The organism is Streptomyces sp. NPDC094032, from assembly GCF_040303965.1.
GTDB lineage: Bacteria > Actinomycetota > Actinomycetes > Streptomycetales > Streptomycetaceae > Streptomyces.
Genome location: NZ_JBEOUE010000007.1, coordinates 172295 through 198135, shown reverse-complemented (window position 1 = coordinate 198135; position 25841 = coordinate 172295). Strand labels below are relative to the sequence as shown.

Below are 25841 nucleotides of genomic sequence, written 5' to 3'. Positions count from 1 at the left end.
CTATCGGACGGGCCGGTCACGTGTATCGGGGGATCCGTCACCTGATGGGGTGAAGAGCGCGGGAGAAGAGTCCGGGATCTTCCCGCTCTGTCCATCCTTGGGCACGCGGCCGAAACGGTTCGCTGACAAGGAGAGTTCACCAGTGGAGAAGCAGGAGGGGCGCGAGCCCGCGGCGGTGCGGATCGACGACCCCTGGTACGACGCTCCGGCCGCCGGCCGGGGCGAGCACGCCGAGCCCGGAGCAGCCGCCCCGGCACCGCACGGCGGCCTCCCCCGGCAGCAGGCCCACAGCGCGGCCGACATCTATCTGGAGGTCCAGCGCAGCCCCGCCTTCCAGGAAGTACGCGCCCGCTACCGCCGCTTCGTCTTCCCGGCGGCCGCCGCCTTCGTCCTCTGGTACCTCGCGTACGTGGTCGCCGCGACCGCCGCCCCCGGACTCATGGCCCGGCCGGTCGCCGGAGCGGTGAACGTGGCGATGCTCGCCGGACTCGGCCAGTTCGCCACCACCTTCCTGCTGACCTGGGCGTACGCCCGGCACGCCCGGCTGCGCAGGGACCGCGCCGCCCTGGAACTGCGCTGGGACACCCAGGAGATGACCCGGGGGGTGCGGCGGTGACCGGAAACCACCAGACCCTGTCCCTGCTGCTCTTCAGCGCCTTCATCGCGGTCACCCTCGGGATCACCACCTGGGTCGGCCGCAAGCGGCAGGGCTCGGCCGAGGAGTTCTACGCCGGCGGCCGGCTCTTCTCGCCCATGGAGAACGGGTTCGCCATCGCCGGCGACTACATGTCGGCTGCCTCCTTCCTCGGCATCTCCGGACTGATCGCCCTCTTCGGCTACGACGGCATGCTGTACTCCGTCGGCTTCCTCGTCGCCTGGCTGGTCGTGCTCCTGCTCGTCGCCGAACTGGTCCGCAACTGCGGCCGCTTCACCCTCGCCGACGTCGTCGCCTCCCGGATGGCCGAGCGCCCCGTCCGCATCGCCGCCGGAACCTCCTCCGTCACCGTCTCCGTGCTCTACCTCGTGGCCCAGATGGTCGGCGCCGGAAGCCTCGTGGCCCTGCTCCTCGGCGGCAGCAGCGAAGCCGCCCGCTCCTGGACCGTCATCGGCGTCGGCGCGCTGATGGTCGTGTACGTGTCGCTCGGCGGCATGCGCGCCACCACCTGGATCCAGATCGTCAAGGCCGTGCTCCTGATGGCCGGCACGATCGCCCTCACCGTGCTCGTCCTGGTCCGCTTCCACGGCGACTTCGACCAGCTGCTCACCGCCGCCGCCGACCGCAGCGGCCACGGCCGGGCCTTCCTCGCGCCCGGGCTGCGCTACGGCGGCGACTGGACCGCGCGCGTCGACTTCGTCAGCCTCGGTCTCGCCCTTGTGCTCGGCACCGCGGGACTGCCGCACATCCTGTCCCGCTTCTACACGGTGCCCACCGCGCGGGCCGCCCGCCGCTCCGTCGTCTGGTCGATCGGCCTCATCGGCTGCTTCTACCTGATGACGATCGTCCTGGGCTTCGGCGCGGCCGCCGTCGTCGGACCGGACACCGTCCGCGCCTCCAACAGCGCGGGCAACACCGCCGTGCCCCTGCTCGCCCTCGACCTCGGCGGCGGCGCGGGCTCCACCGGCGGCACCGTCCTCTTCGCGGTCGTCGCCGCCGTCGCGTTCGCCACGATCCTCGCCGTCGTGGCCGGTATCACGCTGGCCTCGTCCGCCTCCGTCGCCCACGACCTCTACGCCTCGCTGCGCCGCCGCCACGCCAAGCAGTACAGCGAGGTGACCGTCGCGCGGTGCGCCGCCGCCGGGATCGGGGTGGCGGCGATCGGCCTCGGTCTGCTCGCCCGCGACCTCAACGTGGCCTTCCTCGTCGGCCTCGCCTTCGCCGTCGCGGCCTCCGCGAACCTGCCGGTGCTGCTCTACTCGCTGTTCTGGCGCCGCTTCACCACCCGGGGCGCGGTCTGGTCGGTGTACGGCGGTCTGATCCCCGCCGTCCTGCTGGTGCTGGTCTCCCCGGTCGTCTCCGGCAGCCCGGAATCCCTCTTCCCGGGCATCGACTTCCAGTTCTTCCCGCTACAGAACCCGGGGCTGGTCTCCATCCCCCTCGGCTTCCTCGCGGGCTGGCTCGGCACCGTCACCTCGGTGGAGCCACCGGACGAGGCCCGGCACGCCGAGACGGAGGTACGGGCGCTCACGGGGGCGGGGGCCGTCTGAGGGCCCCGGGGCAGCGCCTGGGCCTCGCCCGGGCGTCTCAGCGGGTCGTGGAGGCGGCCCATTCGTAGCGGTGTTCGGGGCGGCCCGTTTCGCCGTACTTCAGGGAGAGGCGGACCCGGCCCGTCCGCTCCAGCAGTTTGAGGTAGCGCTGGGCGGTCTGACGGCTCACCCCGGCCCGTTCGGCGATGTCCTGGGTCGACAGCGCGCCCTCCGCCGCGAGCAGCACCTGCCGTACCAGTTCGGCCGTCGTCGGGGAGTGGCCCTTCGGCAGCTCGGGGGCGACCGTGCCGGCCGAGAGCGCCGCGAAGATGCGGTCGACCTCGGCCTGTTCCGCCTCGCCGCCGCCGTCCAGGGCCCGCCGCAGCGCCGCGTACGCCTCCAGCTTGGCCCGCAGCCCCGCGAAGCTGAACGGCTTGACCAGGTACTGCAGTGCCCCGTGCCGCATCGCCGCCTGGACCGTGGCCACGTCGCGCGCCGCCGTCACCATGATCACGTCGCACTGGTGGCCGAGGGCGCGCAGCTCCCGCACCACCGCGAGGCCGTTGCCGTCGGGGAGGTAGTGGTCCAGCAGGATCAGGTCGACCGGGGTCTGCGCCCCGGCGAGCCCGGCCAGGGCCTCCGTCGCCGAGTGGGCGACGGCGACCACCTGGAAGCCGGGCACCTTGGCCACGTACGCGGCGTTGATCCGGGCCACCCGCGTGTCGTCGTCGACGACCAGGACGCCGATCACCGGGCCTCCCCGAAGGACCGGGGCGAGAGCTCCCCCGCGGGCGAGGGAACCGTCGGCTCGGCCTCGCCCAGCGCGTCCGGCAGGACGACGGTGAACTCCGCGCCCCCGTCCGCGCCGGTGTCGACCCGGGCGGAGCCGCCCCGGCGCTCCGCGAGCCGGCGCACCAGGGCGAGCCCCAGGCCCCGCTTGCCGTGCGCCGGAAGCTCCTTCGTGGTCCAGCCCTCGGTGAAGATCAGCTCGCGCCGCTCGGCCGGGACGCCGGGGCCGCTGTCCGTGACCCGAAGGACGACCGTGCGGCCCTCGGCCCGCAGATCCACCTCCACGCGCGCGTCAGCGGTGCCGGAGGCGGCGTCCAGGGCGTTGTCGACGAGGTTGCCGACGACCGTGACCAGCTCGCGCGGGTCGACCAGGCGGTCCGGGAGCAGCGAGCCGGGGGCGATGCGCAGCGACACTCCCCGTTCGGCGGCGACGGTCGCCTTGCCGACGAGCAGCGCGGCCAGCAGCGGGTCGCGGACCTTCTCGGTGACCTGCTCGGCGGTGGTCCGGTGCACCCCGACCACCTCGTTGACGAAGTCGGCGGCCTCCTCGTACATCTCCAGCTCCAGCAGGCCGAGCAGCGTGTGCAAGCGGTTGGCGTGCTCGTGGTCCTGGGCCCGCAGGGCGTCGATCAGGCCGCGCGTCGAGTCCAGCTCGCGGCCCAGCCGCTCCAGCTCGGTGCGGTCGCGCAGGGTGGCGACCGCGCCGCCGTCGTGGGTGGGCATCCGGTTGGCGATCAGCACCCGGTTGCCGCGCACCGTCACCAGGTCCTCGCCGGTGGCGCGGCCCGCGAGCACGTCCGCGGTACGGCCGGAGCCCAGGACCTCGTCCAGCGGGCGTCCGGTCGCCTCGGGACCCAGCCCGAGCAGCCGCTGGGCCTCGTCGTTCATGAGCCGGATCCTGCCCGTGCGGTCGAGGGCCACCACGCCCTCACGGATGCCGTGCAGCATTGCCTCGCGCTCGGCGAGCAGCGCCGAGATGTCGGAGAAGGCCAGGTCGTGGGTCTGCCGCTGGAGCCTGCGGGAGATCAGATACGCGGCGAGCGCACCCGCCGCGAGAGCGCCGCCCGCGTACGCGAGGAGGCCGGGGATCGCGCCCAGGAGCCGGTCGCGGACGCTGTCGTACTCGATGCCGACGGACACCGCGCCGACGATCTCGCCCTTGCCGTCCCGCAGCGGCGCCTTGCCGCGCGCGGAGCGGCCCAGGGTGCCGCTGTCGATCTCCATCACCTGGTGGCCCGCGAGCACCTCGCTCGGGTCGGTGGAGACGGTCCGGCCGATCTGGGCGAGGTCCGTGTGGGACCAGCGGATCCCGCGGGTGTCCATCACCACCACGTACTCGGCGCCCGTGGACCGCCGGATCCGCTCGGCCTCCGCCTGCACCGGCCCCTGTGCGGAGGGCCGGGTCGACAGCAGGTCGGCGGCCACCCGAGGGGAGGCCGTGGTCTGGGCGATGGCGAGGGCTCTGCGCATCGCCTGGTCGTCGAGCTGGGCGCTCAGCGGGGCCAGGAAGAAGCCGGTGGCCAGCACGGTCACGCCGGTGGCGATGGCCAGCTGCATCAGCAGGACCTGCGAGAACATCCGCCGAGGCCACCCGAGCCTGCGCCGGCGGACGGGCGGCCGCGCGAAGGAGGTGGCTGCGGGGCTCATGGCGGAAACGGTACGGGGACGAGGGCGCCGACCGGAAATGCCGCTGCCCGGATCCCGGGGGCGGCCTGCCTATCCTGGGGGCTTCGCGCGCGGGCTCCGACGACCCGCGCGGGCACCGAAGGCCCGGAGGACAGAGCCCTTGACCACCCAGCAGATCCCCGTCGTCGTCCTGGCCGGGTTTCTCGGGGCGGGGAAGACCACCCTGCTCAACCATCTGCTGCGCAGCGCGCGCGGGACGCGGATCGGGGTCATGGTCAACGACTTCGGCGACATCGGCATCGACGCCATGACCGTCGCCGGCCAGGTCGGCTCCACCGTCTCCCTCGGCAACGGCTGTCTGTGCTGCGCGGTGGACGCCGGCGAGCTCGACGAGTACCTGGAGGTGCTCACCCGCCCCGAGGTCCGCCTGGACGTGATCGTGATCGAGGCCAGCGGGCTCGCGGAGCCGCAAGAGCTGGTCCGCATGCTGCTGGCCAGCGACAACGAGCGGATCGTGTACGGCGGGCTGATCGAGGTGGTCGACGCCGCCGAGTTCGCCGCCACGCGCGCCCGGCACCCGGAGACCGACCGCCATCTCGCCGTGGCCGACCTGGTCGTCGTCAACAAGGCCGACCGGGTCCCGGCCGAGGACCTGCGGACCGTCCGCGACACGGTCGCCGCGCTCGCCCCGCGGGCGGCGGTGATCGAGGCGGCGCACGGGCGGATCGATCCCGAGCTGCTCTTCGACCGGGTCGTGCCGGAGGACGAGATCGAGGGGCAGATGTCCATCGAGGACATCCTGTACGGCCCCGACGAGGAAGACGCCGCCGGGCACGCGCACCCGCACGCCGCGTACGACACGGTCTCCCTGAGCACGGCGACGCCGCTGCACCCTCGCCGGCTGATGGCCTTCCTCGACGGGCGCCCCGAGGGCCTCTACCGCCTCAAGGGCTTCGTCGACTTCGGCTCCGCCGACCCGGCCAACCGCTACGGCGTCCACGCGGTCGGCCGCTTCCTGCGCTTCCTGCCGGAGCCGTGGCCCGCGGGCGAGGAGCGGCTGACCCAGCTGGTCCTCATCGGCACCGGTGTCGACGCCGCCGCCCTGCGCAAGGAGCTGGCCGACTGCGAGCAGAACGGTCCGCAGGACACCCCGGACGAGCACGCCATGTGGGGCGTCCTGCGCTACGTACCCGGCAGCGAGGAGGAGCCGGAGGACACGGCGCATGCGCCCTAGCCCCGCACCGTAGCGGCCGTGGTGCCGAGGGCGGCGAGGTAGCTGTCGAGGCCGTCGGCGTCGGCGCCCGCCCAGCCCACGTACCCGTCGGGGCGGATCAGGAACAGGCCCGTGCCGTACGGCTCGTACGCGGCGAGGCGGGCCGTGCGCACCGTCCCGTCCGCCAGGGGCGGGAGCGGGACGCCGACCGCGAGCAGCGTGAGGTGCGGGCCCCGGAAGACGTCGAAGAGCCGGGCGCCGTCGCCGTACGGTCCGTCCGGTGCGCGGTCGCCCGCGCGCAGGGCGCCGTGGGCGAGCCCGCTCCGGGTCTCCACGGCGAGCGGCGAGTCCCGGTAGCCGAGCGTGAGCTGCTGGACCTCCTCGCCGCGCTGGGTGGTCTCGCGCGTGGCGCTCTCCCGGTGGAGGCGGGTGCTGATGCCGAGGACGTCGGCGGCGACCGGAAGGCGCTCGGCCTCGTAGGAGTCGAGCAGCGCCGTCGGGGCGCCGTGCCGCAGGACCCTGTCCAGCTTCCAGCCCAGGTTGTACGCGTCCTGGATGCCGGTGTTGAGGCCCTGGCCGCCGGCGGGGGAGTGCACATGGGCCGCGTCGCCCGCGAGGAAGACCCGGCCGTCGCGGAACCGGTCCGCCATCGCCGCGCGGGCGCGGAAGTCGGAGGCCCAGAGCACCTCGACGACGTCCGTCGCGGCGAGCGGCGCGCGATCGGCGAGGAGCTCGCGGACGGCGAGCGGGGCGGTGTCCACGGCGGCGGCCTCGTCGTCGAAGGTGGCGATGAGCTGGAACTGGTCGCCCCCGGGCAGCGGGCACAGGGCCACGGCTCCGCCCGGCGCCTTCGGCCAGACATGCCAGTTGCCACGGTCCACGATCGCGCCGGGGGCGAGGCGGACGTCCGCGACGAGCATCGGGCGGGGGTCGACGGTCTCGCCCGTCATGCCGATGCCGAGCGCCGCGCGCACGGTGGAGCGCCCGCCGTCGGCCGCCACGAGATAGGCGGCCCGCACCGTCGCGCCGGTGAAGAGCTCCGCCTCGACCCCGTCCTCGGACTGGCGGAACCCCGTGAGCGCGGTGCCGAACCGGACATCGCCGCCGAGCTCCCGAAGGCGCGCGTACAGCACCTCCTGGGTGCGTGACTGCGGGATCAGCAGCACATTCGCGTACGGCACCCGCTCGGTCGGCTCGGAGCGGGCCATCATGTCCCACTCGCCCCGCCGCTCGGCGCCCTCCCAGGCGCGCATCCGGGGGTAGGGCGAGCCCGCCGCCAGGATCCCGCCCAGCGCCCCGAGGTCGTCGAGCACCTCCTGGCTGCGCGGCTGGATGCCCTTGCCGCGCGAGCCGGGGAAGAGCCGGTCCGCCTTCTCGACGAGCAGGGCGCGCACGCCCCGGCGGGCCAGGTCGATGGCGAGCACCAGTCCGGTGGGTCCCGCTCCGACGATGACGACGTCCGTCTCCGCGACGCCGACGGTCTCCCCGCTCTGCCCACACTTCCTGCTCGTCATGACGATCCCTCCTGAGGCCCGCATCCTTAACAGCGTTAAATTCCGACATCACGAGGATCTCTTTAACGGTGTTAAGTTGTCAAGGGGATACCGTGACGGAGTGGCGACCAAGAAGACGACCCGGCTGGACCCCGCATCGGTGGCTGAGACCGCTCTGAGCCTGCTCAACGAGCGGGGCCTCGACGGGCTGACGCTGCGCGCCATCGCCCAGGAGCTGAACGTCCAGGCGCCCGCGCTCTACTGGCACTTCAAGAACAAGCAGGCGCTGCTCGACGAGATGGCGACCGTGATGTACCGGCGGATGGTCGTGGACCCCGAGGGGCGGCCGCCGGGCGAGCTCACCTGGCAGGAGCGGATCCTCGCGGTCAACCGGGGCCTGCGTGCCGGACTGCTGCGCTACCGCGACGGCGCCAAGGTCTACAGCGGCGCCCGCTTCACCGGGACCGACTTCGCCGCGGACATGGAGCTCCAGCTGGGCTCGCTCGTCGACGCGGGCTTCTCGCTGCACCAGGCGGTGCGGGCCAGCACCACGGCGTACATGTACACGCTCGGCTTCGTCACCGAGGAGCAGGGCACCGAGCCGGTGCCGGGGGAGCCCCGGGAGGGCTTCGACCTGGAGGGGCGCGCCGAGCGGCTCGCGGACTACCCGCTCGCGGCGGCGGCCGGACCGGAGCTCTTCGCCGACTACGACAACGGCTTCGAGGAGGGGCTGCGGCTGATCGTCGCCGGGATCGAGGCCGTCTACGCCCCGACCGCGCCCCGGCCCGCGTAAACCCTCCCCCCCCAGGAAGCGGAAAGGCCCTCTGCCCCGCGCGCGGGCGCGGGGCAGAGGGCTTGCGTGCGGAGCCGGGCTAGCCGAGCGGCCCCGCCACGACCTCCACCGGCATCGCCAGCGGGGTGCCCGAGCCGTCGCGGCGCGGGTCCGGGGCCGGGAGCTTGGACGGGGTGCCGTTCTTCTGGGCGGCGTGGGCCGGGACGGCGCCCGCCCAGGCCAGGAGGAGGATGTCCTCGCCCTTCAGGAAGCGCTGGCAGCGCACGCCGCCCGTGGCGCGGCCCTTGCGCGGGTACTGGTCGAACGGGGTCAGCTTCGCCGAGGTGCCGGCCGAGTCGTCCAGCGTGCCCGTGGAGCCCGCGACCGTGAACACCACCGCGTCCACCGCCGGGTCCACGGCGGTGAAGGAGATGACCTCGGCGCCCGCCGACAGCTTGATGCCCGCCATGCCGCCCGCGGGCCGGCCCTGCGGCCGCACCTGGGAGGCCGGGTAGCGCAGCAGCTGGGCGTCGGAGGTGATGAAGACCAGGTCCTCCTCACCGGTCCGCAGCTCCACCGCGCCCACGATCCGGTCACCGTCCTTGAGGCCGATGACCTCCAGCTCGTCCTTGTTGGCCGGGTAGTCCGGCACCACGCGCTTGACCACGCCCTGGAGCGTGCCGATCGCGAGGCCGGGGGAGGCCTCGGCGAGGGTGGTCAGGCAGACGACCGTCTCGCCCTCCTCCAGGGAGAGGAACTCGGAGAGCGGCGCCCCGCCCGACAGATTCGGCGCGGCCGCCGTGTCGGGGAGCTGCGGGAGGTCGATCACGGCGAGCCGCAGCAGCCGTCCGGCCGAGGTCACCGCACCGACGTCGCCGCGCTGGGTGGCCGCGACCGAGGAGACGATGGCGTCGTGCTTGACGCGCTTGGCCTCCGGGTCGGCGGCCGCCACCTCCGCCGTGGCCGTACGGGCGAGCAGCCCCGTGGACGACAGGAGCACCCGGCACGGGTCGTCCGCGACCTCCAGGGCCACGGTCGTGACGGGGGCGCCCGCCGACTCCAGCAGGACCGTGCGCCGGTCGGTGGCGAACTTCTTCGCGACCCCCGCCAGCTCCGCAGAGACCAGCTTGCGCAGCTCGGCGTCGGACTCCAGGATCCCGGTCAGCTCGTCGATCTCGCCGGTGAGCCGGTCGCGCTCGGTCTCCAGCTCAAGCCGGTCGAACTTGGTGAGCCGGCGCAGCGGGGTGTCCAGGATGTACTGCGTCTGGATCTCGCTCAGCGAGAAGCGCTCCATCAGGCGCTCCTTCGCCTGCGCCGAGTTGTCGCTCTCCCGGATCAGCCGGATGACCTCGTCGATGTCGAGGAGCGCGACGAGCAGGCCCTCGACCAGGTGCAGCCGGTCGCGCTTCTTGCCGCGGCGGAACTCGGAGCGGCGCCGCACCACCTCGAAGCGGTGGTCGAGGTAGACCTCCAGGAGCTCCTTGAGGCCGAGGGTGAGCGGCTGGCCGTCGACCAGGGCCACATTGTTGATGCCGAAGGACTCCTCCATCGGCGTCAGCTTGTACAGCTGCTCCAGGACCGCCTCCGGCACGAAGCCGTTCTTCACCTCGATCACCAGGCGCAGGCCGTGGTTGCGGTCGGTGAGGTCCTTGACGTCGGCGATGCCCTGGAGCTTCTTGGAGCCGACCAGGTCCTTGATCTTGGAGATCACCTTCTCCGGGCCGACGCTGAAGGGCAGTTCGGTGACGACGATGCCCTTGCGGCGGGCCGTCACGGTCTCCACGCTCGTGGTCGCACGGATCTTGAAGGTGCCGCGGCCCGTCTCGTACGCGTCCTTCACGCCGGACAGGCCGACGATCCGGCCACCGGTCGGCAGGTCGGGACCCGGCACGAAGCGCATCAGCGCCTCCAGGTCCGCGTTCGGGTGGCGGATCAGATGGCGGGCGGCCGCGATGACCTCGCCCAGGTTGTGCGGCGGCATGTTGGTCGCCATGCCGACCGCGATGCCGGAGGCGCCGTTGACCAGCAGGTTCGGATAGGCGGCGGGGAGCGCGACCGGCTCCTGCTCCTGGCCGTCGTAGTTCGGCGCGAAGTCGACGGTGTCCTCGTCGATGGACTCCGTCATCATGAGCGCGGCCGGGGCCATCCGCGACTCCGTGTACCGCATGGCGGCGGGCGGGTCGTCGTTGCCGAGGGAGCCGAAGTTGCCGTGGCCGTCGACCAGCGGGAGGCGCATGGAGAAGGGCTGGGCCATGCGCACCATGGCGTCGTAGATCGACGCGTCGCCGTGCGGGTGCAGCTTGCCCATGACCTCGCCGACGACACGGGCGCACTTGACGAACCCGCGGTCGGGCCGCAGGCCCATCTCGCCCATCTGGTAGACGATGCGGCGCTGCACGGGCTTCATGCCGTCGCGGGCGTCGGGCAGCGCGCGCGAGTAGATCACCGAGTACGCGTACTCGAGGAAGGAGCCCTGCATCTCGTCGACGACGTCGATGTCGAGGATTCGCTCCTCGAACGCGTCGTCCGGCGGCGGTGTCTTCGTGCTGCGGCGGGCCATCGCGGCTGCGGCTCCTTCACCAACAAGGTAGATCTGACGCGGACCATTGTGGACCGTGCCACTGACAACCGGGACCTCGACCCGGGCCTGACGGCGGGCGGGGTCACCGGCGCGCCCGGTCACGACACGGAAGAGGGACGTCGTGGAACGACGGGAACTTCGCGAGGTGTCGGCGCGCTTGCATACAGTGGCAGGACTTTTCCACATCGCGATCGAAGGGACGTACATGCCCATGGGTCACACGGCCACGGCCGAGGCCGGCTCCGGCGGCCTGACAGCGACCGAGCACCGGCTGGCCAACGGCCTGCGCGTGGTGCTCTCGGAGGACCACCTGACCCCGGTCGCCGCGGTCTGCCTCTGGTACGACGTCGGCTCGCGTCACGAGGTCGCCGGCCGGACCGGTCTCGCCCACCTCTTCGAGCACCTGATGTTCCAGGGCTCGAAGCAGGTCCACGGCAACGGGCACTTCGAGCTGGTGCAGGGTGCCGGCGGTTCGCTCAACGGCACCACCAGTTTCGAGCGCACCAACTACTTCGAGACCATGCCCGCGCACCAGCTGGAGCTCGCGCTCTGGCTGGAGGCCGACCGGATGGGCTCGCTGCTCGCCGCCCTGGACGACGAGTCCATGGAGAACCAGCGCGACGTCGTCAAGAACGAGCGCCGCCAGCGCTACGACAACGTGCCGTACGGCACCGCCTTCGAGCGCCTCACCGCCCTCGCGTACCCCGAGGGCCACCCGTACCACCACACCCCGATCGGCTCGATGGCCGACCTGGACGCCGCCACCCTGGAAGACGCGCGGAACTTCTTCCGTACGTACTACGCGCCGAACAACGCGGTCCTGTCGGTCGTCGGCGACATCGACCCCGAGCAGACGCTCGCCTGGGTCGAGAAGTACTTCGGCTCGATCCCCGGCCACGACGGCAAGCCCGAGCCGCGCTCCGGGGAGCTGCCCGAGGTCATCGGCGAGCAGCTGCGCGAGGTCGTCGAGGAGGAGGTCCCCGCGCGTGCGCTGATGGCCGCCTACCGGCTGCCGCACGACGGCACGCGCGCGTGTGACGCCGCCGACCTGGCCCTGACGATCCTCGGCGGCGGCGAGTCCTCCCGCCTCCACAACCGCCTGGTCCGTCGCGACCGCACCGCCGTCGCCGCCGGCTTCGGGCTGCTGCGGCTGGCCGGCGCGCCCTCGCTGGGCTGGCTGGACGTCAAGACCTCCGGCGGTGTCGAGGCGCCGCAGATCGAGTCGGCGGTCGACGAGGAGCTGGCCCGCTTCGCCGCCGAGGGCCCGACGCCCGAGGAGATGGAGCGCGCGCAGGCGCAGTTGGAGCGCGAGTGGCTGGACCGGCTCGGCACGGTCGCGGGCCGCGCCGACGAACTGTGCCGGTACGCGGTGCTGTTCGGCGACCCCCAGCTCGCGCTGACCGCCGTGCACCGGGTCCTCGACATCAGCGCCCAGGAGGTGCAGGAGGTCGCCAAGGCCACCCTGCGCCCGGACAACCGCGCCGTGCTGGTCTACGAACCGGTGGGCGCCGACGGCGACAGCGACGACGAAGAGGGAGCGGACCAGTGACCGACGCTGCCGCGTTGACCAGCATGACCTTCCACCCGCAGCCCCAGCCGGGCGAGGCCAGGCCCTGGGCCTTCCCCGCGCCGGAGCGCGGCGCCCTGGACAACGGGCTGACCGTGCTGCGCTGCCACCGCCCCGGCCAGCAGGTGGTGGCCGTGGAGATCTCCCTCGACGCCCCGCTGGACGCCGAGCCCGAGGGCCTGGACGGCGTGGCCACGATCATGGCCAGGGCCCTGTCCGAGGGCACCGACCAGCACACCGCCGAGGAGTTCGCCGCCGAGCTGGAGCGCTGCGGCGCCACCCTCGACGCGGCCGCCGACCACCCCGGCGTACGGGTCTCCCTGGAGGTCCCGGTCTCCCGGCTCCCCAAGGCGCTCGGGCTGCTCTCCGAGGCGCTGATCGCCCCCGCGTTCCTGGAGACCGAGATCGAGCGGCTGGTGAACAACCGCCTCGACGAGATCCCGCACGAGATGGCCAACCCGGCCCGCCGCGCCGCCAAGCAGCTCTACAAGGAGCTGTTCCCGGCCACCGCGCGCATGTCCCGGCCGCGCCAGGGCACCGAGGAGACCGTCGCCGCGATCGACGCCGCCGCCGTCCGCGCCTTCTTCGACGCGCACGTCCGGCCCGCCGCCGCGACCGCGGTGGTCGTCGGTGACCTCACCGACGTCGACCTCGACAAGGTGCTGGCCGAGACGCTGGGCGCCTGGACGGGCGCCCCGGCCGACCCGCGGCCCATGCCGCCCATCACGGCCGACGACGCCGGCCGGGTGGTCATCGTGGACCGCCCCGGCGCCGTCCAGACGCAGCTGCTCATCGGCCGCGTCGGAGGCGACCGCCACGACCGTGTGTGGCCGGCCCGGGTGCTCGGCACGTACTGCCTCGGCGGCACCCTCACCTCCCGTCTGGACCGCGTCCTGCGCGAGGAGAAGGGCTACACGTACGGCGTGCGCGCCTTCGGCCAGGTGCTGCGCTCCGACGGCGAGGGCAACGGCGCGTCGCTGCTCGCCATCAACGGCTCGGTCGACACCCCCAACACGGGCCCGGCACTTGAGGACCTGTGGAAGGTGCTGCGCACCCTCGCCGCCGACGGTCTGACGGACGCCGAGCGCGATGTGGCCGTGCAGAACCTGGTGGGGGTGGCGCCGCTCAAGTACGAGACGGCCGCCTCCGTCGCGGGCACGCTCGCCGACCAGGTTGAGCAGCACCTCGCGGACGACTACCAGGCGCAGTTGTACGCGCGGCTCGCCGAGACCGGCACGGTGGAGGCGACCGCGGCCGTGGTCAACGCCTTCCCGGTGGACGGGCTCGTCACCGTGCTCGTCGGCGACGCGGCGCAGATCGAGGAGCCGGTGCGGGCCCTCGGCATCGGTGAAGTGACGGTCGTGACCGGCTGATTGAGCCGCTGTCACACCGGTTCGGGGACCCCGGCGACCTGGTTCGTCGGGGTTCTCCCTTTTGTCCGTATTGCTGTGAGGTGTGATCTTCTGCCCTGTGGCATGTCTTACAAAACGGCGTGTCTGTTTGGCGATTGACAGAAGATCGGCCTAGCTTCGATCCGGCTGTTCGTCCGTTGTACGACGTCGCATCCGCGGCAACGGACAGTCATCGCCGAGTCCCCGTAAGGCGCGAGCCTGGGGAGCCGGGGACCCATCGCAGTCCCTGGGGTGAATCGGACGCCTTCGCTCGATGAGCGGAGGGGCCCGTAGGAGACCTTCCTGCTCCGAACCCGTCAGCTAACCCGGTAGGCGAGAGGGAAGGAAAGGATCAGCCACTACATGGCGTTCACCCGTGCCACCGGGAAGCATCGTGGACCGAGCCGTCTGGCGCGCCGCGGAGTGGGAATCGCCGGTGTGGCGACCCTCGCGACGACCGGCGTGATCGGCACCCTGGCCTCCCCGGCGCTCGCCGCCGACACGGAGCCCGCCTCCCCGGAGGACACCGGCCTCACCCAGGTGATCACCGCCGACTCCCTCGCGGACCGGGTCGACGCCCAGGCCGCCGCCCAGGAGAAGGAGGCGGTCGAGACCGCCGCCCGGGAGAAGGCCGCCGCCGAGGCGAAGCGCAAGGCCGAGGCCCGCGCCAAGGAGGTCCGCGCCGAGCGGGAGCGTGCCGCCCGCGAGGCCGAGCGCAAGCGCCTGAACTCCTTCCAGCTCCCCGTCGCCGGCTCGTACGTGAGCACCGGCTACAAGACCGGCGGCTCGCTCTGGTCCTCAGGCCACCACTCCGGCATCGACTTCCACGCCGCCTACGGCACCACGGTCGTCTCCGTCGGCTCCGGCACCGTCGTCGAGGCCGGCTGGGGCGGCGCGTACGGCAACAACATCGTCATCCGGATGAACGACGGCACGTACACCCAGTACGGCCACCTCTCCTCGATCGGCGTCTCCGTCGGCCAGACGGTCACCCCCGGCGACCGGATCGGCATCTCCGGCTCCTCCGGCAACTCGACCGGACCGCACCTCCACTTCGAGGCGCGTACCACCGCCGAGTACGGATCGGACATCAACCCGGTCTCCTACCTCCGCGCTCGCGGGGTCAACGTCTGACGTGTGCATTCCGTGAAGAAGCCCCGGCTCGTTCGAGCCGGGGCTTCTTTTTTGTGTCCGTATGACCGGGTGGCATCGGAAATTCCGGCGACCTGCAATAGAGTCGCCGGACGGGCGTCACCCGACGGTGTTCCGCGCGGATCAAATACGGAGGTCGGACATGCGTGTTCCCGCGCACTCGGTATGCACGGCGATCCGGGACGACATCGTCTCCGGTGTCTTCGAGCGGGGCGCCCGGCTGACGGAGGAACAGCTCGCCCGCCGTTACGGGGTCTCCCGCGTCCCGGTCCGCGAGGCGCTGCGCACCCTGGAGTCCGAGGGCTTCGTGGTCACCCGCCGCCACGCCGGCGCCCATGTCGCCGAGCCCACCGAGCGGGAGGCGGCCGACCTGCTCGACGTCCGGACCCTGCTGGAGCCGCTGGGGGCCGCCCGCGCCGCCCAGCGCCGCACCGAGGCCCACCTCAAGGTGCTGCGCGGGCTGGTCAGGCTGGGGCAGGACCGGGCCAGGCGCGGCCAGGGCGACGACCTGAGCTCGCTCGGCGCCTGGTTCCACGAGACGCTCGCCCAGGCCTCCGGCAGCCCGCCGCTCACCGCGCTCCTCACCCAGCTGCGGCACAAGATCGCCTGGATGTACGCGGTCGAGCCGACCGCGCGGCCCGTGGAGGCCTGGGCCGAGCACGGGGCCATCGTCGACGCCGTCGCGCGCGGGGACGCCGAACGGGCCCGCGCCCTGACCGCCCTGCACGTGGAGCGCGCCCTGCCGCTGCACCGGCCGCGGCGGCCGGAGCGTACGCGTGTGAGGGTTTCGCAACATGCCGTCAACACCGCGGGTCGGCGGAATTAACGGGGGCGCCTTATAAAAGAGGCGGGGAATTCGGGGCTGCCTCTTGATGGGGCGTGCCAGAATTCCTGGCTTCCCTTGATGGCTGTTGCCCGGATTTCGATCGCCCGAATGCATCGCCGCTATTCTTCCCGCTGCCGCATATGCGAAAAGGGCCGCGCCGGCCGGAATTCCGGCAGGTGCGGCCCTTCGCGATCCGTCGTCGGGGAGGAGACGGGTCAGACGGTCTCGGGGAGCTCCTCGAGACCCTCGGCCACCAGCTTCGCCAGGCGGTCGAGCGCGGCCTCGGCGCCATCGGCGTCCGAAGCGAGCACGATCTCCTCGCCGCCCTGGGCGCCCAGGCCGAGCACCGCGAGCATGGACGCGGCGTTGACCGGGTTGCCGTCGGCCTTGGCGATCGTCACGGGGACGCCGGCGGCCGTTGCGGCACGGACGAAGATGGAGGCGGGGCGGGCGTGCAGGCCCTCGGCCCAGCCGACGTTGACGCGGCGCTCAGCCATGGTGGTTGCCCTTCAACTTTCAGCGGTTGTCTAGACCAGTCTCTCACGGGCGGCGTCGTGCTCGTACCGACCTTCGGCCCCTTTGGGGGCGGCCATTAGGCCCTCCCTACCTTGCCCGGCGGGCACCCGCCGCGCGACCGGTGCCGCTGTCGTACCCCGGCCGTAGTCTTGCCCCATGCAGAGCGCGTCGGAACAGTCCGAACAGCCGGAACACGCGTATCCCGACCACTGGGAAGCGGACGTGGTCCTCCGTGACGGCGGCACCGCGCGCATCCGGCCGATCACCGCCGACGACGCCGAACGGCTGGTCAGCTTCTACGAGCAGGTCTCGGACGAATCCAAGTACTACCGCTTCTTCGCGCCCTACCCGAGGCTGTCCGCCAAGGACGTGCACCGCTTCACCCACCACGACTTCGTGGACCGGGTGGGGCTCGCCGCCACGGTGGGCGGGGACTTCATCGCCACCGTGCGCTACGACCGCATCAACGCCCTGGGGCGCCCGGCGTCCGCCCCGGCCGACGAGGCCGAGGTCGCCTTCCTCGTCCAGGACGCGCACCAGGGGCGCGGGGTCGCCTCCGCCCTCCTGGAGCACATCGCGGCGGTCGCGCGGGAGCGCGGCATCCGGCGCTTCGTCGCCGAGGTGCTGCCCGCGAACACCAAGATGATCAAGGTCTTCACGGACGCCGGCTACACCCAGAAGCGCAGCTTCGAGGACGGTTCCGTCCGCCTCCACCTCGACCTGGAGCCCACCGACCGCTCGCTCGCCGTCCAGCGCGCGCGAGAGCAGCGCGCCGAGGCCCGGTCCGTGCAGCGGCTGCTCGCCCCCGGCTCGGTCGCCGTGATCGGCGTGGGCCGCGCCCCCGGCGGGGTCGGCAGGACCGTGCTGCGCAACCTCCTCGACGCCGGCTACACCGGACGGGTCCACGCCGTGAACAGCGCCCTGGGGGAGGGGCGGCACGAGCTGGAGGGCGTGCCCGCCTTCCGCAGCGTCGCCGACATCGGCGAGGACGTCGACCTCGCCGTCGTCGCCGTCCCCGCCGAACGGGTCCCCGACGCCGTCGCCGACTGCGGCGAGCACGGGGTGCGGGGCCTGGTCGTGCTCTCGGCCGGATACGCCGAGAGCGGGAGCGAGGGGCGCGAGCGCCAGCGCGCGCTGGTCCGCCAGGCCCGCTCGTACGGCATGCGGATCATCGGTCCCAACGCCTTCGGAATCATCAATACGGCCGAGTCCGTACGGCTGAACGCCTCCCTGGCCCCGCAGATGCCTGCCGCCGGGCGCATCGGGCTCTTCACCCAGTCCGGCGCCATCGGCATCGCCGTGCTCGCCGGGCTGCACCGGCGCGGCGCCGGACTCTCCTCCTTCCTCTCCGCCGGCAACCGGGCGGACGTCTCCGGCAACGATCTCCTCCAGCACTGGTACGACGACCCCGCGACCGACGTCGTCCTCCTCTACCTGGAGTCGATCGGCAACCCGCGCAAATTCACCCGGCTCGCCCGCCGCACCGCCGCGGTCAAGCCCGTCGTGGTCGTCAAGGGCGCCCGCCACAGCGGCAGCGCCCCGCCCGGCCACCGCGTCCCCGTCACCCGTATCCCGCACGCCACCGTCTCCGCGCTGCTGCGGCAGGCCGGTGTCATCCGGGTCGACACCGTCACCGAGCTCGTCGACGCGGGCCTCCTCCTCGCGGACCAGCCGCTGCCCGCCGGACCCCGTGTCGCCATCCTCGGCAACTCCGAGTCCCTCGGGCTGCTCACCTACGACGCCTGCCTCACCGAGGGCCTGCGCCCGCTGCGGCCCCTCGACCTGACGACCGCGGCCACCCCCGCCGACTTCCGCACCGCGCTCGCCGCCGCCCTCGCGGACGACGCCTGCGACGCCGTGGTGGTCACCGCGATCCCCTGGGTCGGGGAGAACGGCGCCACCGAGTCCGGCGACGGCGAGGTCCTGGCCGCCGCCCTGCGCTCCGCCGTCGCGGACGCTTCGGGCGCTTCGGGCGCTTCGGGCGCGGCCAAGCCCGTGGTCGTCGTCCATGTGGAGATGGGCGCCCTGGCCGAGGCCCTCGCGGAGGCGACCCGCACCCGCCCGACCGGCCGGACCGCACCGCCGTCCCGCGCGCCCGGGACGCCCGACGCGAAGCACCCCACCGCGCACGAGCCCGCGCAACCGGCGTCCCCGGGGCAAGGGGACGCACAGCCCCGGCACAGCGAACAACCCGACCCCTCTACCCCCTCCGATCCGCCCGCCACCCGCCCCATCCCCGCCTACCCCGCCGCCGAGCGGGCCGTCCGGGCCCTCGCGGAGTCCGTGCGGTACGCGCAGTGGCGACGCCAGGCCGCCGCCGATCCCGGGCGGGTGCCCGAGTTCGACACCATCGACGAGACCGGGGCCGCCGGCCTCATCCGGCGAGCGCTCGGCGAGGAGGGCGCCGACCCGCGCGGGGTGACCCTCGGCTGCGCGGAGACGGGCGAGCTGCTCGGCCGGTACGGGATCGGCGTGCGGCCCACCCTCCCCGCGCCCACCCCCGACGAGGCCGTCCGCGCCGCCGCCCGGCTCGGCTTCCCCGTCGCCCTCAAGACCACCGCACCGCACCTGCGCCACCGCCCCGACCTCGGCGGCGTACGGCTCGACCTGGCGACCGAGGAGCAGCTCCGTACCGCGTACGCCGAGATCACCGAGACCCTCGGCAAGCCCGAGGAGCTCCAGCCGGTCGTCCAGGCGATGGTCCCGCGCGGGGTCGACACCGTCGTACGCGCGGCCATCGACCCCGCCGTCGGCGCCGTCCTCTCCTTCGGCCTCGCCGGAGCCGCCTCCGAGCTGCTCGGCGACATGTCCCACCGGCTCGTCCCCGCCACCGACCGGGACGCCGCCGAGCTCGTCCGCTCGATCCGCACCGCCCCGCTCCTGTTCGGCTGGCGCGGCTCCGCCCCCGTCGACACCCCGGCCCTCGAAGAGCTGCTGCTGCGGGTCTCCCGGCTGGTCGACGACCACCCCGAGGTCGTCGCCATCTCCCTCGAACCGGTCGTCGTCGCCCCCCGCGGCCTCTCCGTCCTCGGCGCCACCGTCCGCCTCGCCCCGCCCCCGCCCCGCACCGACCTCGGCCCCCGGCGCCTGCCGAGCTACCAGTGACACGACCGGTCCGACGAGCCTCGCGCAAGGAGGAGGGAAGGCCTCGCCGGCCCGGAGGGAGGCAGATGTCACAGCCTCGGCGTTCTCGAACGTCCCGACCCCATTCACAATCGGCCAAGCCGTCCTTGCGCACGGATTAGGATGGAGTCCATGGCAAAGAGCGGTACGACGACCCAGGGGCTGCGCGCGGCGATCGAGCGCAGTGGCTATTACCCGGCCCTCGTGGCCGAGGCGGTGGAGTCCGCCGTCGGCGGCGAGGCCGTCTCCTCGTACGTGGTCCACCAGGAGACCACCTTCGACGCGAACGAGGTCCGCCGCCATGTCACCGTCCTCGTCCTGACGGCCAACCGCTTCATCGTCAGCCACACCGACGAGCAGGCCGCCGACACCAGCTCCCCGACGCCGTACGCGACGACCTCCACCGAGTCGGTCAAGCTGGAGCGGATCTCCTCGATCGTCGTCAGCCGCGTCGTCGCCAACCCGGAGTCGTACACCCCGGGCACGCTGCCCCGCGAGGTCGTCCTGACCATCGGCTGGGGCGCCGTCTCCCGGATCGACCTGGAGCCCGCCGCCTGCGGCGACCCCAACTGCGACGCCGACCACGGCTACACCGGCAACTCCACCGCCGACGACCTCAGCCTGCGCGTCAGCGACGCCGGCGACGGCCCGGACACCGTCCGCCAGACCCTGGCCTTCGCCCAGGCGCTCTCCGAGGCCACCGCGGACACCGCGGTCAGCCGCTGATGGCCCAGCCCACGGCCGTCGCCCAGGGGTGGCCGGACGACCCCGTTCCGCTCGACCCCGCCACCGCGCCGCTCCCCGAGTACGGCAGCGGTTCCCTCGGCGACCTGCTGCCGACGCTCGTCTCCGGACAGGGCGTGCCCGGCTGCGAGCCCCGGATCGCCGAGCTCGCGCCCGCCGACCGCAACTGCGTCTTCCTCATCGACGGGCTCGGCTGGGAGCAGATCAAGGCCCATCCGGACGAGGCCCCGTACCTCACCTCGCTGCTCGGGAGCTCGCGCGGCGGCACCGGTCGTCCGCTCACCGCGGGCTTCCCGGCCACCACGGCGACCTCGCTCGCCTCGGTCGGCACCGGCCGCTTCCCCGGCGAGCACGGCCTGCCCGGCTACACCGTGCGCAACCCGGGGACCGGCGAGCTGATGAACCAGCTCCGCTGGAAGCCCTGGACCGCGCCGCGCGCCTGGCAGCCGTACCCCACGGTCTTCCAGCTCGCCCACGAGGCCGGGATCCACACGGCCCAGGTCTCCTCGCCGATATTCCAGGACACCCCGCTCACCAAGATCGCGCTGAGCGGCGGCACGTTCCACGGCAGGCTCTCCGGCGAGGAGCGGATGGACTTCGCCGCCGAGCAGCTGGGCGCCGGGGACCGCTCGCTCGTCTACACGTACTACAGCGAGCTCGACGGCGCCGGACACCGCTTCGGCATCGACTCCGACGCCTGGCGCGGCCAGCTGATGTGTGTCGACCGGCTCGTCCAGCGCCTCGCCGAGCAGCTCCCGTCGCGTTCCGCGCTCTATGTCACCGCCGACCACGGCATGGTCGACATCCCCTTCGACGAGGACCACCGGATCGACTTCGACGAGGACTGGGAGCTGCGCGCCGGCGTCGCCCTCCTCGGCGGCGAGGGCCGCGCCCGGCATGTCTACGCCGTCCCGGGCGCCGAGTCCGACGTCCTCACCTGCTGGAGCGAGGTCCTCGGCGACCGGTTCTGGGTGGCGAGCCGGGACGAGGCCATCGCGCTCGGCTGGTTCGGCGACCAGGTCGACGAGCGGGTGTACGGGCGTATCGGCGACGTGGTCGCCGCGGCCCAGGACGACCTCGCCATCACGGCCTCCGTCAACGAGCCGAACGAGTCCGCCATGGTGGGCATGCACGGGTCGATGACCCCGGCGGAACAATTCGTCCCGCTGCTGGAAGTACGCTCCTGAGGCTCGGCCGCGCGCCGGCCGGACCACCCGTCCCCACCCCTGTCCGCACTCGTCACTCCCCTGACCCGAAAGGTCCCCGACCTCCCATGCCCGAGCTGGTGTTCTTCTCCGGAACGATGGACTGCGGAAAGAGCACCCTCGCTCTTCAGATCGAACACAACCGGTCCGCCCGCGGACTCCAGGGCATGATCTTCACCCGGGACGACCGGGCCGGCGAGGGCAAGCTCTCCTCCCGCCTCGGCCTGGTCACCGACGCCGTCGAGGCGGCCGAGGGCTTCGACTTCTACGCGTACCTCGTCACCCACCTGTCGAAGGGCGGGCGCTGCGACTACGTCATCGCCGACGAGGCCCAGTTCCTCGCGCCCGAGCAGATCGACCAGCTCGCCCGGGTCGTCGACGACCTCGAACTCGACGTCTTCGCCTTTGGTATCACCACCGACTTCCGGTCCAAGCTGTTCCCGGGCTCGCAGCGGCTCGTCGAGCTCGCCGACCGGGTCGAGGTCCTCCAGGTCGAGGCCCTGTGCTGGTGCGGCGCCCGCGCCACCCACAACGCCCGCACCATCGGCGGCGAGATGGTCGTCGAGGGCGCGCAGGTCGTCGTCGGCGACGTCAACGCGGGGGACCAGGTCGGCTACGAGGTGCTCTGCCGCCGCCACCACCGGCGCCGGATGACGGCCGCCTCGGCCCGCGCGGCCGCCCTCTCCCCGGACGTCCTGCCGGTCCCGCAGGTCTGAGCCCCCGCCCGCCCCGGCGCTACGTCCCGGACCCGATCTGGTCGGGGACGGCACGGAAGCGGCGCCGGTACTCCATCGGCGTCGTGTCGAGGCGTCGGCGGAAGGCCCGTATCAGCGTGTCCGTCGTCCCGAACCCGCAGAGGGACGTGATCCGTTCCAGAGTGGCGTCGGTGGACTCCAGCTCGTGGCGCGCCCGCTCCACCCGCGCCGACTCGACGTACGCGCTCGGAGTCGTACCCAGCTCGGCCTTGAAGATCCGGGTGAGCTGCCGCTCGCTGATGTGGGCGGCCGCGGCGAGGTCCGCGAGGGTGAGCGGCCCGCCGAGGTGGCGCGTGATGTGGTGACGCAGGTCCTCGATCCGGCGGGTGGTGGAGACCGGTTCGAGGGGGACGCTGAACTGGCTCTGGCCGCTGGGCCGCTTCAGATACATCACGAGCTGGCGGGCGACCCGCAGCGCCGTCGTCTCGCCGAAGTCGTCGGCGACCAGGGCGAGCGCCAGGTCGAGGCAGGAGCTGATGCCCGCGCCCGTCCACACGTCGCCGTCGCGGATGAAGATCGGGTCGGCGTCGACCTCGACCGCCGGATGGTCGGCGGCCAGCTGCTGCGCGGTCGACCAGTGGGTGGTGGCACGCCTGCCGTCCAGGAGGCCGGCGGCGGCGAGGATGTGCGCCCCGACGCAGACCGAGGTCACCCGCCGGGTCCGCCCGGCCAGCTTCCGCACCCAGTCGACGACGACCGGGTCGACCAGGGCGCGGACCCGGCGCCGGTCGTCGACCTCGACCGAACCGGGCACCAGGAGGGTGTCGATGGGACGCGCGGCCACCTCCTCGAAGGTGACGTCCGGGAGGACCCGCACCCCGGCGGAGGTGGTGACCGGGTCCGTCGTCCCGGCGGCGAGCAGCACCCGATAGCCCGCCGCGTCGTCGGTCTCGCGCCGCAGCAGGGCGAACACCTCCGGCGGCCCGGTGACGTCGAGCAGGTCGACGCCCTCGAAGAGAACGATGACGACGAGCCGTTCGGAGGCGCTCATGGGGGACTCCGTCCGGTGTGCGGGCCATGGGCCATGACCCATGGGCGATGTGATGTCACGGGCCATGTGATGTCCGAATCCGCATGCTAGGGGACGCCACTGACATCGCATGAGGCCGGTGGCCACGGAGCGACGGTCGCGCGGCGGGCGGCCGCGGGCACCGGCTGTTCACCTGAGGTGCGCCCGGGGACCTCCTCCCGCTCGGTCGGGGGTCGTGCGCCTCGGCGGTAATGCGTCTCTACGACGATCACCCGCCCGGCCCAACCGCCCCTGGAGGACGTGTGTCACCCGCTGCCGAGACCGAGCCCTCCCCGTCCCGGCCGAGGTCCCGGCCGAGGCTCCGGGCGGCGGCCGGAGCGGCCCTCCTCACCGGCCTGCTCTTCTGCCTCGCCGGAGCGCTCGCGGGCAGCTACCCGTTCGGATCCAGGACCCGCAACATCGTCGACCTGGGACAGCAGTACCTGCCGTTCCACGCGTACTGGCGGCGGTTGCTCCTCGGCGAGACCCCCGGTGACCTCTTCCTCAACTGGACGTCGGGTTTCGGGGCCAACTTCCTCGGCGACTTCGGCACCTACCTGAGCAGCCCCTTCGACCTGCTCGTCCTCCTCTTCCCCGCCGACCGGCCCGAACTCGCCCTGTACGTCGTCACCGTCGCCAAGATCGCGACCGCGGCGGCGGGCATGGCGGCCCTGCTGCTCACGCTGCGCCGCGGCCCCTGGCCGGTGGCGGCGGTGCTCGGCACCGCCTACGCGCTCTCCGGCTGGACCTTCAACTACGGCGCCACCGTGCCGATGTGGCTGGACGGGCTCGCGGCCTTCCCGCTGCTGTGCCTGGTGGGGGAGTGGGCCAGGCGCGGACGCCGGCCGGTGCTCGGGCCGCTGGTGGTGGCCCTCGCCTGGTTCGCCAACTTCTACACCGCGTACATGGCGACGATCGGCGCCGCCGTCGTCCTCGCCGTACGCCTCCTGACGGCGGACGAGACCGGGAGCGGGACGGGCACCACCGGGACCACCGGCACTACTGGCACTACTGGCACCACCAGCACCACAGCCACCACCCGCCTCGCCGCCCTGCTCAGGGCCGTCCGCAGCGTGCTCATCGGCGTCGGTCTCGCCGCCCCGCTCGTCGTGGTCGTCTTCCTCGCCACCAGGGTCGCCGACCCCACCCCGCCCACCGCCTTCGCCCCCGCGGCCTGGACCGACGTCCTCGCCCGGCTGCTGCCCGCCACGGCGAGCGTGGCCACCCCTGCCCTGTTCATCGGCACGCCCGCCCTGGCGCTCGCCCTCACGCTGCCCTTCAACGGCGCGGTCGCCGCCCGCGTACGCGCCGGGTGGACGGCCGCGATCGTCCTGGTCACCCTCTCCCTGCAATGGGAGCCGACCCATCTCCTCTGGCACGCCGGAGCCTCGCCCAACGGCATTCCGTACCGTCAGACCTTCGTCCTCTGTGGGCTGCTGCTGATCGCCGCCTGGCTCTCGACAGCCCAGGGAACGCCCCGGCCGGCGGCGCTCCTCGGCGGCGGCGCGCTGCTCGCGGGCGCCGCCTGGGCCGCGCGCGGCAGCGCCGACATCGACCGCTGGACCTACCCCGCCGTCGCCGGGGCCGCCACGCTCGCGGTGCTCGCGGCCACGGCCGCCCTGTGCGCCGGACGCCGCACCGGAAGGGTCCTGCCCGCGCTCGCCGTCCTGCTGCTGCTCGCCGCGCAGGCGGGCGAGACCCTGGTCACCGGCAAGCGCATCGAGGAACAGCAGCTGGCGAAGGTCTCCTGGGCGCCCCGGGTCGGCCCCTGGCACACCGACATGGCCCGCGCCGTCGCCGAGAAGGACGCCTGGCCGCGCCACCGCACCGACCCCGGCGAGGTCCCCGGCGGCAACGACGTCCTCCTCGTCGGCGGCCAGGGCGCCGAGTACTACAGCAGCCTCACCGCCGACACGTACTCCCGCACCCTCGCCGGCCTCGGCTTCGGCTACTACGCCAAGGGCCGGCACCCCGTCAGCCTCGACAACCCCGTCACCGACGCGATCTTCTCGATCGGCACCCGGATGCGCTCGACCCCCGAGGCCCCCCTCGCCGTCGACCGACGCCCCAGGGCCACGATCACCGTCACCGACACCCCCGTGCCGCCGCTCGTCACCGTCCACCCGGAGACTCCGCCCGAGGCGGACGCCGACTCCGCCTTCGTCCGCCAGGAACGGCTCCTCGGCCACACCGTGTACGACGTGCCGGACGCCCGTCGCGACGGCACCACGCTCACCGCGCGCTGCCCGGTGGGCTCCCAGGTCTGGTTCTGGGCCCCCGAATACCAGGGCGGCGCCGCCCTCGACGGCCGCCCGTCCGTCGGCTTCGCCGGCAAGTTGCCGTCCGTGCTCGCGCCCATGCGGCCGCTCGGCACCGTCCCGGACACCGGCGAGGTCCGCGTCGACCTCACGCCCGAGGCCGGGGCCAGGCCCCGGCTCAAGCTGCCCGAGCACCCCGTCGGCTGCCTCGTGCGGGAACGCCTCACCAGCGCCGTACAGCGGCTCACCGCCACCGGCGCGACCGACGTCCGCACCACCGGCCACACCCTCACCGCCGACCTGCCGTCCGGCAGCACCGGCACCGCCGTCCTCGCCGTGCCCCGTGTCTCCGGCTGGCGCTGTGCCGCCGGGGACGCGCCCCTGGAGCCCGCCCGTAGCCGCCTCGGTCTCCTCGCCGTCCCTCTCGACGGCCGGGCCACGTCTGTGACCTGCTCCTTCCGGCCGCCCGGCCTGCGGCTGGGCGGCGCGGTCGGCGCGACGGCCCTCGCCGCCCTCCTGGCCACCGCGTGGCTCAGCCGCCGCCGTACCCGCGAACCGGCAGGACGGCAAGAGTTCACCGCCCGTGCACACGAGGCTCGTCCGGCCGAGAAAAGCGCTGTCTAGTCTGCCCGCCAGT

The 25841-nt window shown here is 73.2% G+C and carries 19 protein-coding genes and 1 riboswitch; of the genes, 13 read left to right on the top strand and 6 right to left on the bottom strand.

The genetic code is table 11. From position 1 onward, the window contains the following. Positions 1–142 precede the first annotated feature (142 nt). Entirely contained in the window at positions 143–616 is a 474-nt protein-coding gene (locus ABTZ54_RS13335) for a DUF485 domain-containing protein (RefSeq protein WP_351661314.1), read from the top strand. Continuing rightward, positions 613–2205 (top strand): monocarboxylic acid transporter, encoded by a 1593-nt coding sequence (locus tag ABTZ54_RS13330; RefSeq protein ID WP_351661311.1) that lies wholly within the window; start codon positions 613–615, stop codon positions 2203–2205. Before ABTZ54_RS13335 ends, ABTZ54_RS13330 begins: the two co-directional genes overlap by 4 nt. A 37-nt stretch (positions 2206–2242) precedes the next feature. On the opposite strand, the gene ABTZ54_RS13325 is transcribed toward ABTZ54_RS13330, so the two are convergent. Both ABTZ54_RS13325 and ABTZ54_RS13320 read right to left on the bottom strand, forming a co-directional pair. Beyond that, positions 2243–2935, bottom strand: a complete 693-nt coding sequence (locus ABTZ54_RS13325; RefSeq protein ID WP_351661308.1) for a response regulator — start codon at positions 2933–2935, stop codon at positions 2243–2245. Next, on the bottom strand, positions 2932–4620 hold the full coding sequence (locus tag ABTZ54_RS13320) for a sensor histidine kinase (protein ID WP_351661306.1): 1689 nt from the start codon (positions 4618–4620) through the stop codon (positions 2932–2934). The genes ABTZ54_RS13325 and ABTZ54_RS13320 overlap by 4 nt, the downstream gene beginning before the upstream one ends. Positions 4621–4759: 139 nt before the next feature. Here ABTZ54_RS13320 and ABTZ54_RS13315 point away from each other — a divergent pair, with 139 nt between their 5' ends. Then, complete coding sequence (locus ABTZ54_RS13315) at positions 4760–5833, top strand: CobW family GTP-binding protein (RefSeq protein ID WP_351661303.1); 1074 nt, start codon at positions 4760–4762, stop codon at positions 5831–5833. Here ABTZ54_RS13315 and ABTZ54_RS13310 read toward each other — a convergent pair. After that, the gene (locus tag ABTZ54_RS13310; protein WP_351661300.1) at positions 5830–7326 is read right to left on the bottom strand and encodes an FAD-dependent monooxygenase; all 1497 of its coding nucleotides are present in this window, start codon (positions 7324–7326) and stop codon (positions 5830–5832) included. The genes ABTZ54_RS13315 and ABTZ54_RS13310 overlap by 4 nt on opposite strands. A gap of 100 nt (positions 7327–7426) precedes the next feature. Between ABTZ54_RS13310 and ABTZ54_RS13305 the strand changes: the two genes are divergently transcribed. Next, positions 7427–8098 carry a TetR/AcrR family transcriptional regulator C-terminal domain-containing protein gene (locus tag ABTZ54_RS13305; RefSeq protein WP_351661297.1) on the top strand — a complete coding sequence of 224 codons (672 nt, stop codon included), beginning with the start codon at positions 7427–7429 and terminating at the stop codon, positions 8096–8098. 79 nt (positions 8099–8177) lie between these two features. On the opposite strand, the gene ABTZ54_RS13300 is transcribed toward ABTZ54_RS13305, so the two are convergent. Then, positions 8178–10637 carry a DNA gyrase/topoisomerase IV subunit A gene (locus ABTZ54_RS13300; protein WP_351661294.1) on the bottom strand — a complete coding sequence of 820 codons (2460 nt, stop codon included), beginning with the start codon at positions 10635–10637 and terminating at the stop codon, positions 8178–8180. 226 nt (positions 10638–10863) lie between these two features. On the opposite strand from ABTZ54_RS13300, the gene ABTZ54_RS13295 reads away from it, so the two are divergent. From ABTZ54_RS13295 to ABTZ54_RS13280, 4 genes are all read left to right on the top strand, one after another. Beyond that, positions 10864–12207 carry a M16 family metallopeptidase gene (locus ABTZ54_RS13295; protein ID WP_351661291.1) on the top strand — a complete coding sequence of 448 codons (1344 nt, stop codon included), beginning with the start codon at positions 10864–10866 and terminating at the stop codon, positions 12205–12207. Next, a complete protein-coding gene (locus ABTZ54_RS13290; RefSeq protein ID WP_351661288.1) occupies positions 12204–13598 on the top strand; it encodes a M16 family metallopeptidase in 1395 nt (464 codons plus the stop codon). The genes ABTZ54_RS13295 and ABTZ54_RS13290 overlap by 4 nt, the downstream gene beginning before the upstream one ends. A 202-nt stretch (positions 13599–13800) precedes the next feature. After that, positions 13801–13967: riboswitch (cyclic di-AMP (ydaO/yuaA leader) on the top strand. Positions 13968–13979: 12 nt separating this feature from the next. Then, positions 13980–14750 (top strand): M23 family metallopeptidase, encoded by a 771-nt coding sequence (locus tag ABTZ54_RS13285; RefSeq protein ID WP_351661285.1) that lies wholly within the window; start codon positions 13980–13982, stop codon positions 14748–14750. Positions 14751–14910: 160 nt separating this feature from the next. Beyond that, on the top strand, positions 14911–15594 hold the full coding sequence (locus tag ABTZ54_RS13280) for a GntR family transcriptional regulator (RefSeq protein WP_351661282.1): 684 nt from the start codon (positions 14911–14913) through the stop codon (positions 15592–15594). 215 nt (positions 15595–15809) lie between these two features. On the opposite strand, the gene ABTZ54_RS13275 is transcribed toward ABTZ54_RS13280, so the two are convergent. Continuing rightward, the gene (locus ABTZ54_RS13275; RefSeq protein ID WP_046910823.1) at positions 15810–16091 is read right to left on the bottom strand and encodes an HPr family phosphocarrier protein; all 282 of its coding nucleotides are present in this window, start codon (positions 16089–16091) and stop codon (positions 15810–15812) included. Between the two features lie 175 nt (positions 16092–16266). Here ABTZ54_RS13275 and ABTZ54_RS13270 point away from each other — a divergent pair, with 175 nt between their 5' ends. The 4 genes from ABTZ54_RS13270 (at position 16267) to ABTZ54_RS13255 (ending at position 21898) form a co-directional block, all read left to right on the top strand. Beyond that, the gene (locus ABTZ54_RS13270) at positions 16267–19215 is read left to right on the top strand and encodes a bifunctional acetate--CoA ligase family protein/GNAT family N-acetyltransferase (protein WP_351661279.1); all 2949 of its coding nucleotides are present in this window, start codon (positions 16267–16269) and stop codon (positions 19213–19215) included. Positions 19216–19365: 150 nt separating this feature from the next. Beyond that, positions 19366–19959, top strand: a complete 594-nt coding sequence (locus ABTZ54_RS13265; RefSeq protein WP_351661276.1) for a DUF5998 family protein — start codon at positions 19366–19368, stop codon at positions 19957–19959. Continuing rightward, on the top strand, positions 19959–21164 hold the full coding sequence (locus ABTZ54_RS13260) for an alkaline phosphatase family protein (protein WP_351661273.1): 1206 nt from the start codon (positions 19959–19961) through the stop codon (positions 21162–21164). Before ABTZ54_RS13265 ends, ABTZ54_RS13260 begins: the two co-directional genes overlap by 1 nt. An 86-nt stretch (positions 21165–21250) precedes the next feature. Next, complete coding sequence (locus ABTZ54_RS13255; protein WP_351661270.1) at positions 21251–21898, top strand: thymidine kinase; 648 nt, start codon at positions 21251–21253, stop codon at positions 21896–21898. Positions 21899–21917: 19 nt separating this feature from the next. On the opposite strand, the gene ABTZ54_RS13250 is transcribed toward ABTZ54_RS13255, so the two are convergent. Beyond that, positions 21918–22928 (bottom strand): GlxA family transcriptional regulator, encoded by a 1011-nt coding sequence (locus ABTZ54_RS13250; RefSeq protein WP_351661268.1) that lies wholly within the window; start codon positions 22926–22928, stop codon positions 21918–21920. Positions 22929–23209: 281 nt separating this feature from the next. Between ABTZ54_RS13250 and ABTZ54_RS13245 the strand changes: the two genes are divergently transcribed. Then, positions 23210–25828 carry a YfhO family protein gene (locus tag ABTZ54_RS13245; protein ID WP_351661266.1) on the top strand — a complete coding sequence of 873 codons (2619 nt, stop codon included), beginning with the start codon at positions 23210–23212 and terminating at the stop codon, positions 25826–25828. Positions 25829–25841: the final 13 nt, after the last annotated feature.